Origin of the sequence: Kitasatospora sp. NBC_00315 (genome assembly GCF_041435095.1) — a bacterium.
Taxonomy (GTDB): Bacteria; Actinomycetota; Actinomycetes; order Streptomycetales; family Streptomycetaceae; genus Kitasatospora.
This window is the reverse complement of the sequence record NZ_CP108025.1, coordinates 6,169,778-6,183,303: the sequence shown is the minus strand read 5'-3', so window position 1 is coordinate 6,183,303 and position 13,526 is coordinate 6,169,778. Positions and strand designations below refer to the sequence as shown.

The 13,526-nt window shown below is 74.7% G+C and carries 11 protein-coding genes; 9 read left to right on the top strand and 2 right to left on the bottom strand.

Features of this window, described 5'->3' with window-relative positions:
* Nucleotides 1-43 precede the first annotated feature (43 nt).
* The 8 genes from OG823_RS25765 to OG823_RS25730 all read left to right on the top strand — a co-directional run bounded on the left by OG823_RS25765 (nt 44) and on the right by OG823_RS25730 (nt 6,989).
* Nucleotides 44-1,381, top strand: a complete 1,338-nt coding sequence (locus OG823_RS25765; protein ID WP_371482215.1) for a DUF2252 domain-containing protein — start codon at nt 44-46, stop codon at nt 1,379-1,381.
* Between the two features lie 139 nt (nt 1,382-1,520).
* On the top strand, nt 1,521-2,324 hold the full coding sequence (locus OG823_RS25760; RefSeq protein ID WP_371482213.1) for a hypothetical protein: 804 nt from the start codon (nt 1,521-1,523) through the stop codon (nt 2,322-2,324).
* A 72-nt stretch (nt 2,325-2,396) separates the two neighbouring features.
* Nucleotides 2,397-3,302, top strand: coding sequence for a hypothetical protein (locus tag OG823_RS25755; RefSeq protein ID WP_371482212.1), 906 nt, complete (start codon nt 2,397-2,399; stop codon nt 3,300-3,302).
* Nucleotides 3,303-3,459: 157 nt separating this feature from the next.
* Nucleotides 3,460-4,158 carry a response regulator transcription factor gene (locus OG823_RS25750; protein ID WP_371482210.1) on the top strand — a complete coding sequence of 233 codons (699 nt, stop codon included), beginning with the start codon at nt 3,460-3,462 and terminating at the stop codon, nt 4,156-4,158.
* Nucleotides 4,155-5,597: a sensor histidine kinase gene (locus OG823_RS25745; protein WP_371482209.1), complete on the top strand. Its 1,443-nt coding sequence runs from the start codon at nt 4,155-4,157 to the stop codon at nt 5,595-5,597. The genes OG823_RS25750 and OG823_RS25745 overlap by 4 nt, the downstream gene beginning before the upstream one ends.
* Nucleotides 5,598-5,763: 166 nt before the next feature.
* Complete coding sequence (locus OG823_RS25740) at nt 5,764-6,168, top strand: hypothetical protein (protein WP_371482207.1); 405 nt, start codon at nt 5,764-5,766, stop codon at nt 6,166-6,168.
* The gene (locus tag OG823_RS25735) at nt 6,165-6,407 is read left to right on the top strand and encodes a hypothetical protein (protein WP_371482205.1); all 243 of its coding nucleotides are present in this window, start codon (nt 6,165-6,167) and stop codon (nt 6,405-6,407) included. The genes OG823_RS25740 and OG823_RS25735 overlap by 4 nt, the downstream gene beginning before the upstream one ends.
* A 93-nt stretch (nt 6,408-6,500) precedes the next feature.
* Nucleotides 6,501-6,989, top strand: coding sequence for an N-acetyltransferase family protein (locus tag OG823_RS25730; protein WP_371482204.1), 489 nt, complete (start codon nt 6,501-6,503; stop codon nt 6,987-6,989).
* A gap of 243 nt (nt 6,990-7,232) precedes the next feature.
* Here the strand turns inward: OG823_RS25730 and OG823_RS25725 are convergent, their stop codons facing one another.
* Nucleotides 7,233-7,835 (bottom strand): dienelactone hydrolase family protein, encoded by a 603-nt coding sequence (locus OG823_RS25725; protein WP_371482203.1) that lies wholly within the window; start codon nt 7,833-7,835, stop codon nt 7,233-7,235.
* Between the two features lie 193 nt (nt 7,836-8,028).
* Here OG823_RS25725 and OG823_RS25720 point away from each other — a divergent pair, with 193 nt between their 5' ends.
* The gene (locus OG823_RS25720; protein WP_371482201.1) at nt 8,029-9,702 is read left to right on the top strand and encodes an alkaline phosphatase; all 1,674 of its coding nucleotides are present in this window, start codon (nt 8,029-8,031) and stop codon (nt 9,700-9,702) included.
* Nucleotides 9,703-9,971: 269 nt separating this feature from the next.
* Here the strand turns inward: OG823_RS25720 and OG823_RS25715 are convergent, their stop codons facing one another.
* Nucleotides 9,972-12,635, bottom strand: a complete 2,664-nt coding sequence (locus OG823_RS25715) for an MXAN_6230/SCO0854 family RING domain-containing protein (RefSeq protein WP_371482200.1) — start codon at nt 12,633-12,635, stop codon at nt 9,972-9,974.
* Nucleotides 12,636-13,526 lie beyond the last annotated feature (891 nt).

The following is a 13,526-nucleotide window of genomic DNA, read 5'->3' as shown; positions in this document are numbered from 1 at the left end:
GGACTCGCCACCGGATCCGCCGAGCGCCACAGAAGGAACACCGATGCCCGACCAGCTCACCGCCGCCCACCGCGAACCCGAACGCGCCGAGGCGATTCTGCGCGTCTTCGACACCGCCTTCGGCGAGCTGCTCGCCCAGGATCCGGCGGCGTTCCGGGTCAAGTTCCGCAAGATGGCCGCCTCCGCCTTCGCGTTCTACCGCGGGACCGCCGGCCTCTACTACGCCGACCTCACCACCGCCCCCTACGACGCCTACGGCGCCGGGTTCCTGGACGAGCACACCAGCAGGGTCTGGATCCACGGCGACCTGCACGCGGAGAACTTCGGCACCTACCTCAACGCCGAAGGCCGGCTGGTCTTCAACGTGAACGACTTCGACGAGGCGTACGTCGGCGCCTTCACCTGGGACGTCCAGCGGCTCGCCGCCAGCCTCGCCCTGATCGGATACGCCAAGGCGCTCTCGGACGAGACGATCACCGAACTGGTGCGGGCCTTCGCCGCCGCCTACCGGGAGGAGATCTCCGTCCTCGTCCGTGACGGCGAGAGCACCGCGTTCACCCTGGACACGGCCACCGGCCCGATCCTGGAGACCCTGCGCCGGGCCCGCCTGCAGACCCGCGTCTCCCTGCTCGACAGCGAGACCGTCGTCGACGGCTACGACCGCCGCTTCCGCAAGGGCGGCGGGGCGATCGACCTGGACGAGGCCACCCGGGCCGAGGTGCTGGAGGCGTTCGAGGCGTACCTCGCCACCCTGCCGCCCGCCAGCCGCACCCGGCCCGACGCCCTGCGCGTCAAAAACGTGGTCGGGCGGCGGGGCATCGGCATCGGCAGCGCCGGTCTGCCCTCGTACAACCTGCTGCTGGAGGGCCGGACCGACGCCCTGGAGAACGACGTCGTCATCTACATGAAGCAGGGCCAGACCCCTGCCGTCTCCCGGCACGTCACCGATCCGGCGATCCGCGGCTACTTCGAGCACGAGGGCCACCGCACCGTCATCTCCCAGCGCGCCCTCCAGGCCCACAGCGACCCCTGGCTCGGCCACGCCACCCTGCGTGGCCAGGGACAGCTGGTCGCCGAGGTCTCCCCCTACACCACCGACCTGGACTGGACGGACCTCAACGAGCCCGCCGACCTCCGCTCGGTGATCGACCACCTCGGCCGGGCCACCGCGGGCATGCACGCGGCCGCCGACGAATCCTCCAGCGGCCACACCCTGGTGCCGTTCTCCACCGAGCACGCCATCGACGCGGCGATCGGCGAGGACGCGGCCGGCTTCGCCGACATGCTGGTCGCCTTCGCCCACGCCTACGGAGCCCGGGCCCGCCAGGACCACCAGATCTTCGTCGACCTGTTCCGCAACGGCCGGATCCCGGGGCTCTAGCCCCCGGTTGCGCGGGGGCGGCCGCGGCGCGGACGGCGCCCCCGCAGGTGGACGCGCTCACCCGACCGTGTTCCGCCCGGGCATCCCGCGCGCTAGCCTCGTGCGGACCTGTGAATCACCGCACCACCTGGGGGACTTCATGACCTACGACCCGTACCGCCCCGCCGTCGGCGGCTACCCGCCGGTGGCACCCGTCAACCGAGGCCCCGGCGGCGGCGGGCTGGTCGGCATCGGAATCCTGGCGCTCCTGCTGCTGTTCGGCGAACTGGGCACCCTCGCCTACGACATCAGCCAGGAGGGCCTGGGCTACGTCCCGGTCGCGCTGGGCTTCAGCTACGCCCACGTCATCCCCGGCCCGAGCGGCTTCTTCGGGTACGACACAGCACTGTCGCTCGCCCTGCTGGCCATCGCCGTCGGCGCCTTCAGCGGCGGCCGGTGGGTCCGGCCCGCGGCGGTGGTCCTGCTCGCGGTGGACGCCTACTCCACCGCGGCGTCACTGATCAACCAGCTCAGCGGCTCGGACGCCGGCGGGGGCTTCGCGTACAACGGCACCTATCTGACCTTCAACCTGCTGCACGTCTTCGCGGTTCTCGCCGCCGTCCTGGTGGCCGTCATCGTCGCCGCCACCCGCACCACGACGCCCCCCGCTCCGGTGTTCAACCCGTACACCTCCTACGGGCCGGTGCCGACCGGGGTGCCGCCGCAGTCCGGGCCGACGCCGTTCCAGCCCGGACCGTTCCAGCCGGCAGCCCACTCCGGGCCGACAGCGTTCCAGCCCGCGCCGCAGGCACCCCAAGCGCCGCACCAGCCCGCGCCGCAGGCACCCCAAGCGCCGCACCAGCCCGCGCCGCAGGCCGCCACTCCCCCGCCCGCGCAGCCGGGCCCGCCGCCGTTCCCCCCGGTGTTCCCGGCCACCCCGCCCGGGGATCAGCGTCCGTCCTGAACCACCGCGCCGGGCCGCCCACCAGGGCGGACCGGTCCGCCGGGCGGATGCGTCAGGATGACGCCAGTGTCGATGTTGATCCTTAAGCTGCTCCTCGCGCCCGGGCTCGTGGTGGCCTCCTCCCTCGCCGGACGTCGCTGGGGACCGGCCCTGACGGGCACCCTGGTGGCGCTCCCGATCGTGGCCGGGCCGATCCTGTTCATCACCTGTCTGGAACACGGCCCGGGGTTCGCCGCACGAGCCGCCGGGGCCTCGCTGCTGGGCCTGGTCTCGCTGGCACTGTTCGTCGTCGTCTTCGCCCTGCTGTCCCGGACGGTGCGGACCGGGCACTGGTCGGTCACCCTGGTACTGGCCTGGTCGCTCTGTCTGGTCGCGGACCCCGCGTTGTCGCTGCTCTCCGTGCCGCCCCTCCTCGCCCTGTGCCTGTCGCTGGCCGCGACCGCCTGCGGCGCCCGGGCACTGGGCCGAACCACTCCGGGGGGTGAGGTGACGGCGACACCGCGGCCACCGCGGTGGGACCTCCCGGCGCGGGCCGCCGCGACGGCCCTGCTGGTCACCGTCCTGACCACGGCCGCCTCGCACCTCGGTCCCGACCTGACGGGCGTACTCGCGCCGTTCCCCATCGGCACCAGCGTGGTCGCGACCTTCGCGCTCGCCCAGGGCGGCGCCTCGGTCGCGGAGGCGACGTTGCGCGGCGTGCTGCGCGGCCTCCTGGGCTTCGCCGTCTTCTGCTTCCTGGTGGCCGAGCTGACCGAACCCCTGGGCGGCGGCCCCGCCTTCGGCATCGCCGTCGCCTGCGCGCTCGCCCTGCAACTGGTGGCAGGCCGGCTGCGGGCGGCCCGAACGGCACGGCGAGCCCCCGCGCCGTTCGCCCCGGCGACGGCGGCACCGGGGCAGCCAGCACCGGCGACGGCAGCACCGGCGACGGCAGCACCGGCGACGGTGGCACCGGGGACGGCGGCCCGGAACCGTCGGTGACCGGCCGCCTGGCCGGGCCAGGAGGCGACGCTCGCGTCCGGCAGGCGGGTGAGGCCGCCGCGACACCCGGTCCCGCGGCCGGCGCCGACCCCCACGGGCCGCGCGTCGGAGGCGCATGAGACGGTGGCCCTCTTTCGCGTGACGGAGGGAGACGCCCATGACCACGGGCCGGGTGCTCGTCGTGGACGACGATGCCGCCATCCGCCGGTCACTTGAGCGCGGGCTGCGGCTGAGCGGCTTCGGCGTGCTGCTCGCCGAGGACGGCCCGTCGGCACTGGCCGCGCTCGCCCGGCAGGCGGCGGACGTCCTGGTCCTGGACGTGTCGATGCCGGGGATGTCCGGTACCGAGGTCTGCCGGGCCGTCCGCGCCGGGGGCGACGAGACGCCCGTCCTGATGCTCTCGGCGCTGGACGAGCTCGCCGACCGCGTGGCCGGGCTGCAGGCCGGAGCGGACGACTACCTGGTGAAGCCGTTCGCCCTGGAGGAGCTGGTGCTGCGGCTGCACGCGCTGCTGCGCCGACGGCCCGCGCCGCCCACCGAACGGCTCCGGGTCGGCCCGCTGGTGATCGACCCGGCCACCCGTCAGGTGCACCGGGACGACGTCGAGATCCGTTTGACCCGGCGGGAGTTCGAGTTGCTGGAGCAGTTCGCCCGCAACGCCGGGATCGTCCTCACCAGGGACCAGCTGCTCGACCGGGTCTGGGGCTACGACTTCGACGTGCGCACCGACGCCGTCGACACCTTCGTCAGCTACCTGCGCCGCAAGCTGGAGGAGGGCGGACGGCCGCGGCTGATCCACACCGTCCGGGGCGTCGGCTTCGTGCTGCGGCTGCCCGCCGGGGAGGTCGGGGCGTGAAACTCTCCACCCGGATAGCCCTGTCCGTCACCGTCGTCGTGCCGCTGCTGGTGCTGGGCGCGGGCGCGCTGCTGCTCGGCCTGGTCGGCCGGGATCTGCACGCCCAGCAGGACACCCAACTGGCCGACCGGGCGGCGGCGATCGCCCCGGACATCCGGGCGCTGCTGACCGCGGACCACGGCGGACGGCCCAAGGCCGAGCAGAACCAGAGCCGCAAGGTGCTCGGCGACACCCTCGACTCGGGTGTCCGGGTGACGGCCACCGACGGCACGGTCGTACTGACGGGCGGCCCCCAGCCCACCGACCCGGCCCGGACGGCCCGCACGACCGGTGGCCCGGCGACCGTCCGCGAGCGGGGCCGGGCCTGGCGGGTGCTGACCGTGGCGGTGGACGGCAACGCGCCCGGCACCCTCCAGCTGTTCGCCCCGGCGGTGGCCGACGGCCCCCAACTCACCGCCGTACGGCGCCGGGTGCTGCTGGTGGCCCTGCTCGCCGCACCCGTCTCGGGACTCTTGGCCCTCGGGCTGGCACACCGGGCCACCGGATCACTGCGCCGACTCAGCAGGCGGGCCGCCGAGTTGGACCCGCGTGCCGGGGCCGCCGCCTTCGCCCCCGAACCCAGCAGGATCGCCGAGGTGGACGAACTCACCACGGCGATAGCCCTGTTGCTCTCGCGCTACGACGAACAGGCCGGACGGACGGCGCAGGCGCTGGACAGCGCCCGCTCCTTCTCCTCGGCCGCCTCGCACGAACTGCGCACCCCGCTGATGAGCATGCGGACCGATCTGGACGTCCTGGCCGCCCACCCCGACCTGCCCGCCGAGGAGCGGGCGGAGGTCGTCCGCGACCTCCGGGAGGATCACGCCCGGCTGCAGGAACTGCTCACCGCCCTGCGGACACTGGCCCAGGGCGATCTGGTGGAGGTGTCGGCGTTCGGCCCGCTCGACCTCGCCGAACTGGTGGACGCCGCCGCCGGGGAGGCCCGCCGCCGTCACCCCGAGGCGACGGTCACGAGTGGAGGGCTGACCGAGCTGCGGGTCTTCGGCTGGGAGGGCGGGCTGCGGATCCTGCTCGCCAACCTGCTCACCAACGCGGTGGTGCACGGGCACCGCCCCGGCGAGCCGGCCACGATCGCGGTCGGCCTGCGGGCGGAGAGCGGGGTGGCCGTCCTGACCGTGGACGACGCGGGGCCCGGCATCCCCGCACCGGAGCGCCAGGCGATCTTCCATCGCTTCCACCGCCGCCCGGACAGCCCGGGGTCGGGGCTCGGTCTGACCCTGGTCGCCCAGCAGGCCGCGCTGCACCGGGGCAGCGTCACGGCCGGAGCGGCGCCCGGCGGCGCGGGCACCCGCTTCGAGGTGCGGCTGCCGCTGCTGCGGACGGACGCACCGACCGTCGAGCTGCCCGTCCGCCGGGACTGGATCTCGGGACACTCCTGACCGCCCGAGCCGCCCGAGCCGCCCGAGCCGCCCGAGCCGCCCGAGCCGCCCGAGCCGCCCGAGCAAGGAATCCACTCACAAGGAATCCACAAGAAGCCCCGCTACCTTCCAGCACAGCCGGACCCGCCCACGGGCCCGGCGCACCTGCCACGAAGGAGACCCAGCGATGCTCCCGAACCGTAGGAAGGCCGCCGCCGTCGGCGCCCTCGCCGTAGCCGCCGCCCTCCTCGCGGGCGCCCCCGCTCAGGCGGCCGGCACCAAGGCCCCGGTCGCCCCGAAGGGCGACGGCGCCAAATCCGTCTGCAACCGCCTGCCGAAGATCGATCAGCGCGTCACCACCGCCCTGGCCCGGCTGAACGGCGACGCCACCGTCACCGGCTCGGTGGCCCGCCTGCAGAAGCGGGTGGACGAGGCCCAGGCCGCCGGCCACACCGAGATCCACACCTACCTGAACGACCGCCTGACCTTCCGCAAGAGCCTGCTGCCCACGCTCCAGACCCGGCAGACCGACCTCGCGGCGGTCACCACCTGGTGCGCCGCGCAGGGCCTCGGCACGGCGGCGGCCAAGTGAGCCGCCGCACCGCCGCCGGCCTCGCGACCCTGGCCGCCGTCACCGCCCTGCTGCTGACCGGCTGCGGCCCCCACGGCGCGGGCGGAAGCGGCGCGGGCGGGAGCGACGCGGGCGGGCAGGCGGCCGTCACCCAGCCGGCCGCCCCGGACGACGCCCAGGTGAAGGACATGCAGCAGAAGGTCGACGCGGCCGAGAGCGCCGCCGCGCAGGCCGACTCGAACGCCACCCAGGACAACTGACCCGGGGGTGTTCCGCTGTGGGGGCGGGACACCCCTTTCGTCCGGGGGCGAAAAGCGCTGGTGCTCCCTCGGCCGCCCGGACATCCTGTCCACATGCTGATCAGGGAAGCCGACACCGAGGACTGGCACGCCGTCTGGCCCTTCTTCCGGACGATCGTCAGAGCGGGTGAGACCTTCACCTGTCCGACGGATCTGAGCGAGCAGGACGGCCGCGACTGGTGGCTCCTGAGCGCCCCCCACCGAACGGTCGTCGCCGTCGACGACGCCGGTACGGTCCTGGGCACGGCGAAGATGAACACCAACCACCTGGGCAACGGCTCGCACATCGCGAGCGCTGGCTACATGGTCGATCCGGCGTACTCCGGGCGCGGCGTCGGACGGGCGCTCTGCGCGTACACGGTGGAGTGGGCCCGCACGGCGGGCTTCCGGGCGATGCAGTTCAACGCCGTCGTGGAGACGAACGTCCATGCGGTGAAGCTGTACCGCTCTCTCGGCTTCGAGATCCTGGGCACCCTGCCGGAGGGCTTCCGCCACCCGTCGAAGGGCTACGTCGGCCTCCACATCATGCACCGCACCCTCTGAACGCACCGCACCCGAGTACATCGCTCCCTCCGGCTCCGGGCCGGACCCTCATCGGAGCGGCTGCGCCGACTCGACCAGTCGGTCCGCCGACCGCCTGACGACTGACAGATAACCGATAGCCGATAACGCCTGACAGATGACAGATGACAGCCGATGACCGGCGTGCCGGAGGCCCCGGGCCGTCCCGGCCCTCCGGCCGCCGCGCCCAGCGAGCAGCGAGCCGCGCGCGAGCCGCCGCGTCGGTCAGCCGTCCAGTTCGGCCAGGAAGGCGAGCGCGCCGGCCCAGGTCTGCTCGGCGGCCTCGGCGTCGTAGTCCGGGAGTTCGGGGTCGGTGAAGAGGTGGCCGGCGCCCCGGTAGCGGTGGACCTCGACGTCGGCGCCGGCCTTGCGCATCTGCAGGTACCAGGCGTTCAGCCAGTCCTCGGACTCGAACGGGTCGGGTTCGGCGACGTGCAGCTGGACCGGGACCGTGGTGGCCGCGTCCTCGCGGATGTCCGAGGTCCCGTGCAGGAGCAGCAGGCCCTTGGCCCGCTCGTCGGCGAGGGCGAGGTTCTGGGCGAGCGCGCCGCCGAGCGAGAGGCCGGCGTAGACCAGACCGTCCGGCGGCGCGGTCGTGCCGTTGGCCGAGGTGAGCAGCGGCGCCACGGCGGTGACGGCGCGGCGCAGGAGTTCGTCGGTGGTGAGCTCGTCCTTGTACGCCATGCCGTCCTCGACGGTGTCGAAGGTGCGGCCGTCGTACAGGTCGGGGACGTGCACCCGGTGCCCGGCGGAGCGCAGCCGGTCGGCTGCCTCGTGGACGGCCGGGCGCAGGCCGTAGGCGGAGTGGAAAAGGACGATGTGGGCCACGGGTACGGGCTCCTTCGCGAACTCGGTCGGGGGTACGCCCCATCCTCTCCCATGCCGGCGGGCGGGCGCGGATGGCCGCCGGGTGGCGTGCCGGGCGCCGGGGGGTGTCGGCGGCCGAGCCCTGGGTGACGGCCGGACGAACAGTCAGTCGGTCCTCTCCACAACAGAATTACCAGCGGGTAGCCTGAACGCCGTGACTGATCCCATACATGACAAGTCCGTGGCGCTCGCCACCCCCCGCCCGCGTCGCCGTCAGGTACTGAAGGCCACCGCCATCGCCGCCGGGGCCGCCGCCCTGCCGCTGGCGCTCGCCGACCGCGCCGCCGCCGGCACCGGCCAGGGCGCCGCCTTCCTGCACGGCGTCGCCTCCGGTGACCCGCTGCCGGACGGCCTCCTGCTGTGGACCAGGCTCACGCCGACCCCGGACGCCGTACCCGGCTCGGGTGCCGGGGCGGACACCGAGGTCCGCTGGGAGCTGGCCACCGACAAGGCCTTCACGGCCGTCGTGGCGAGCGGCACGGTGACCACCTCCGCCGCGACCGACCACACCGTCAAGGTCGACGCCCGGGGCCTGCGCGCCGACACCGCGTACTGGTACCGCTTCTCCGCCACCGGTGCCGCCTCCCCGGTCGGCCGGACCAGGACCGCCCCCGCGAGCGAGGCCGCGGTGCAACGGCTCCGACTGGGCGTCGCGTCCTGCGCGAACTGGGAGGCGGGCTACTTCTCCGCCTACCGGCACCTGGCTGCCCGCGGCGACCTGGACGCCTTCCTCTTCCTCGGCGACTACATCTACGAGTACAAGTCCGGCGAGTTCTGCGCCGCCGGCACCGTGGTCCGCCCCCACGAGCCCGCCCACGAGATCCTCGACCTCGCGGACTACCGCACCCGGCACGGCCGCTACAAGACCGACCCGGATCTCCAGGCCCTGCACGCGGCCGTCCCGACCATCGCGATCTGGGACGACCACGAGTTCGCCAACGACGCCTCCTCGGTCGGCGCCGAGAACCACACCCCCGCCACCGAGGGCGACTGGGCGGCCCGGGTCGCCGCCGCGAAGCAGGCGTACTTCGAGTGGATGCCGGTCCGACCCTCGATCGCCGGCACCACCTACCGCCGCCTGCGCTACGGCAGGCTGGCCGACATCAACCTGCTCGACCTGCGCTCGTTCCGCTCGGCCCAGGTGAAGGTCGGCAACGGGGACGTCGACTCGCCCGACCGCACGATCACCGGTCGTACCCAGCTCGACTGGCTGAAGGCCGGCCTGTCCGCCTCCGACACCATGTGGCGCCTGGTCGGCAACTCGGTGATGATCTCGCCGGTCGCCTTCCTCTCGCTCCCGGACTACCTGCTGCGTCCGGTCGCCAAACTGCTCGGCCTGCCCGGGGAGGGGCTCGCGATCAACCCGGACCAGTGGGACGGCTACACCCACGACCGGCGCGAGCTGCTCGGCCACCTGACCTCGCAGGGCATCCGCAACACCGTCTTCCTGACCGGCGACATCCACTCCGCCTGGGCCGCCGACGTACCGAACGAGGCCGCCACCTACCCGGCTTCGGGCAGTGTCGCCACCGAGTTCGTGGTCACGTCCGTGACCTCCGACAACGTGGACGACTTCCTGCACGTCGCGCCGCAGACCGTCTCGCTGGTGGCCGCCGCCGCACTCAGGAGCGCCAACCGGCACGTGAAGTGGATCGACCTGGACTCGCACGGCTACGGAGTCCTGGACGTCACCCCCGACCAGGTGCAGATGGACTACTACATCCTCTCCGACCGCACCCGCCGGGACGCCACCAGCACCTGGACCCGCTCCTACCGCAGCCGCTCGGGCACGCAGAGCCTGGAGCGGGTCTGGGCACCGGTGAAGTAGCGCCGGAGGTGAAGCGACGCCGGACGACCGTGACCGGGGCCGGACCACCGTGACCGGGGCCGGACCACCGTGACCGGGGCCGGACCACCGTGACCGGGGCCGGACCACCGTGACCGGGGCCGGACGACCGGCCGCGCCTCCCGTCGAGGCGGCGGCCGGTCGCCGCCTCGACGGGCCCCGGGGACCGAGCCCGCCCAGCAGACCGACGCCCGCCGGCCCGCCCGCCACCGGACCGGCGCTCGCCGGGCCGGGACGGACGGCCCCGGCGGCTACGACCCGGGCCCGAAGCGGGCGACCAGGTCACCCGCCGTGAGACGTTCCAGCTCCTCGGGCGCCGCATCGAAGGGGCCGGGGTAGAGGCGGTACGCCACCCCGGAGAGCTTCTCGGGCGCCGGCACGTCCCCGTCCACCAGGGCCACGAACGCCCGTCGCGCCGAGAGAAGTTCGGTGATCCCCGCCGCGGCCGGCCCGTCCTCGCCGCGCCGGTTCCGGAGCCTGGCGGCGAAGTCCTCCACCGACTCGCCCGCACCGCGTCGCCAGATCCGGGGGCTCCCGGCCGCGTCCCGGCCCCGCACCAGTACCTCGTCCGTGGTCGCGGCGGCCGTGGCGCAGGCGAGGTCCCAGAGCGTGGCGCGGCTGCCCGGGGAGAAGTGGGCGAGGACGTCCCGGGAGAGCTGCCCGACCTCCTCGTGGTACCGGCGGACGCTGTGGAACCCCCCGTCGGCACCGGTGTTGAGGTCGGTCCAGGTGTAGCGGCGGTCCGCCAGGTCGATGATCATCGGCACGCAGACCTTGGCGTCACCGGCCAGGTCCATCCGCTGGCGGACGGCCTTCGGGTCGTAGTGCCCGGCGCCCCGGTCGGCTCCGGCCAGTTGGATGAAGCCCGCGAAGGCGTCGGTGAGCTGCTCGAACGACACGTCGTTGTAGCTGAACACGATCATCACGGCGTACCGTGACCCGCCGGCCGCCAGCCGCCCGAGGTCCAGGTCCACGAACTCGGTGGCGCCGTGCGGCGGCGGGGCCGACACCAGGTCACCGGAGTGGACGGCCGCCCGGTCGCCGTGCACGAGGGCGGTGTAGTCGCAGAGCCCGGTGAACCGCCAGTCGGCGTCGTACAGCGCGACCGAGAGATCGAGGTCCACCCGCAGGTGCTCCGGCTGCATCCAGTGCAGGAAGAGCCGCAGGCGATCGCCGGCCGGGAGCCGCTGCCGGGAGCCGCGCGGCACGGAGACCAGGGTCCGGGCGGCGGCCCGCTCCGCGAACGGGGCCACCAGGTCGGCCAGCCCCTCGTCGAGCACCGCCAGGTCGTACCGCTCCCCGGCGCACCGGCGCAGCAGTTCCGATTCGATCGACTCGACCACCGGGGCGCTCAGTTCCACCGGGACCAGGGCGCCGTGGTCCTCCCGGGCATGCGCCAGGGAGACCGTCCCACGCGGGAAGTACAACCGCCGCTCGCCCTGCTCACGGGCCCCGCGCAGCCGCCCGTACGCACCGAGCAGCGGGCCGGGCGCGGCGCCGCGCAGGCCCGCGTCGATCGTTCGCAGGACGTCCCCGGGCAGCGCCTCGCCGGGTGCGGTCGCGGCCCGCACCCGCAGGAGGTGGTGCAGGCGGCGGGCGAGTTCGCCCGGGCGGGTGGCCAGGAGCCCGGCCGCCCCGGACACGTCCCCGGCCGCCAGCAGGGTCTCGACCCGCCCGGCGAATCCGGTGTGGGCGAGCCGGGTGCGTCCTGCGGACTCCACCACCCGCAGCGGGGCGGCCGGTTCGGCGAACTGCGTGCCGATCGGATGGGTCCGCAGGTCGGTCCCGCGCAGCAGCGCGAACGCCGCGGCCACGGTCGGGTGGCGGTGCCGGTACTCGAACGGGTGGAGGAGTTCGCCGGCGCGCAGCCAGGCGGAGCGGTGGCGCCGGAGGTCCTCGGCGAGCGCGGCCGGATGCAGGGCGTCCAGTATCGCCAGCAGGTCACGCCGCAGCGGGCGCGGAAGGTTGGCCAGCCGTAGTCTGCGGGCGGTGGCCGGCAGCAGGTCCGGCTCCGCGCCGGACCAGGCCCAGAGCAGCCGCAGGACGTCCGTCGCGGTGTCGATCCGCGCCGCGAGCACCGGCAGCGCCCGGGCCGGGTCGCGGCGCAGCAGCGCGGCGAGCACGACGGCCTTGGTCTCACGGACGGGGATCCGCGCGGGCAGTCGTTCGGGCAGGTCCTCCGGCGCGAGGGCGAGCAGGGCGCCCAGGTCCTCGCGGTCCTCCGGGCCGAGCGGGGTACGGCGGGCGAGCAGCCGGTCGAGTCCGGCCAGCGCGACGGTGAGGGTGTCGCCCTCGGCGAGGCGCAGCGGGCGCAGCGTCCGGTCCCCGCCGAACTCCTCGGCGGCCAGTCGGCCGGCCCGGTGGTCCTCGCCGAGGTACGGCCGGTCGGCCAACGCGGCGCCGCACAGCGGGCACTGTCCGGCGCGGCCCTCGGCCTCCAGCCCGTCGTAGCATCCGCCGCACACCAGGTGGGCGCACGGCGCGAGCGCTCCGATGCCCGCCTCGGCGCCCGTCCGCCCGCAGTGCGCGCACGGCTGGCGGGGCTGGTTGAGCAGGAACGCCCTGATGCTCCGGGAGTAGAGCAGGTGGGCGTGGTCCGGCACGGCGTCGGGGAAGCGGTGAAAGAGCGTCAGGTGCCTTCGGTCGGAGCCGAGGCGGTGGTCGATCCGGGCCAGCAGCGCGCCGCCGGTCGCGGCCAGCGCGGGCGGTGCCAACCGGCCCAGCGCCGTGCGCAGTCCGCTCGTCAGCAGGTAGCCGCGCTGGATCAGATCGGCGTCCAGGGCCAGCAGGCCGTCCGCGTTCCAGGGATCGGCCACGGGGAGGAGGTCGCCGGGCGGGACGCAGACGACACCGCGCCGGCGGAGCAGGAAGGAGTCAAGGTCGACGTCGACGACGGTCGAGGCGACTCGGGTCAAAGAAATCCCCCGAGGAGAGGAAGGCAGAGGAAAGAGGGGGCGGAGAGGGGGCACACTGATCGTTGTCAGGGTGAGTGGAGAAGGAAGCACGCCGCGGAGCCGCCCGCACCCGGAACAGTAGCTGGGCCGCCCGGAGTTGCCCACCGATTAATTCGCGGCCGCTCGTCCACCGGTGCACCCGTGGCCACGGGTGCGATCCGCCGGGCCGCGGTGACCGCAGGGCCGGGGCACGCTCCCCCGGGAGAGGCCCGGCGGCGAGCACGCCGAGCGCGACCGCGCGGGGCCCGCACCGGGCCCGCCGGCCGCCGCTCGCGCGGAGGACGGGTGGGGGCGCGGCGACGGCCGCCGACACCCACCCGGGACGGCCGGGGCCGGCCCCCGGGCGCGCCCGCGGCGAGGGACCCTCCCGGGGCGCGCCGGCGAGTTCGGCCCGGGAGGCCGGACGCCGGCGGACCGGACCTGCCGGGCCGGGCGGCGCCGGACCACGAACCCGCTCCGATATCCGCCGAGCGATCGGCGGCGGATACTCCCCAGCGGCGACCGACAGCGGAATGCGACCCTTCGCCCACGTTCGGTCACCGCCGCCCCGGCGGGCCCGGGCGCCACCAGCCCCGAGCGCCGGAATTCACCCGGCCGACCGGCGGCCGACCGACAGCGGGCCGGAGGGCGGCGCCCGGTGGAACATCCCCGGGGGTCCGCGCCACGACCGGCCGGCCACGCGGCCACGGGGACCCCGGCCCGTCCGACCGACCCCACCCCGACCGGCCCGACCAGCCGTCGTGCCACCGTCCCCGGAGGCCCGCGGAGCAGGCCGTCGGCCGGCTCGCATCCCGTCACCGGGCCCGCGCCGAGACCTCCGGACGACCGGCGAATAGCCTCCCCCGCCTTCAC

What these genes read in the sequence shown, in the direction of transcription:
- OG823_RS25750 (WP_371482210.1), top strand. Translation starts at nt 3,460, where the DNA reads ATGACCACGGGCCGGGTGCTCGTCGTGGACGACGATGCCGCCATCCGC.
- OG823_RS25760 (WP_371482213.1), top strand. Translation starts at nt 1,521, where the DNA reads ATGACCTACGACCCGTACCGCCCCGCCGTCGGCGGCTACCCGCCGGTG.
- OG823_RS25765 (WP_371482215.1), top strand. Translation starts at nt 44, where the DNA reads ATGCCCGACCAGCTCACCGCCGCCCACCGCGAACCCGAACGCGCCGAG.
- OG823_RS25740 (WP_371482207.1), top strand. Translation starts at nt 5,764, where the DNA reads ATGCTCCCGAACCGTAGGAAGGCCGCCGCCGTCGGCGCCCTCGCCGTA.
- OG823_RS25730 (WP_371482204.1), top strand. Translation starts at nt 6,501, where the DNA reads ATGCTGATCAGGGAAGCCGACACCGAGGACTGGCACGCCGTCTGGCCC.
- OG823_RS25755 (WP_371482212.1), top strand. Translation starts at nt 2,397, where the DNA reads ATGTTGATCCTTAAGCTGCTCCTCGCGCCCGGGCTCGTGGTGGCCTCC.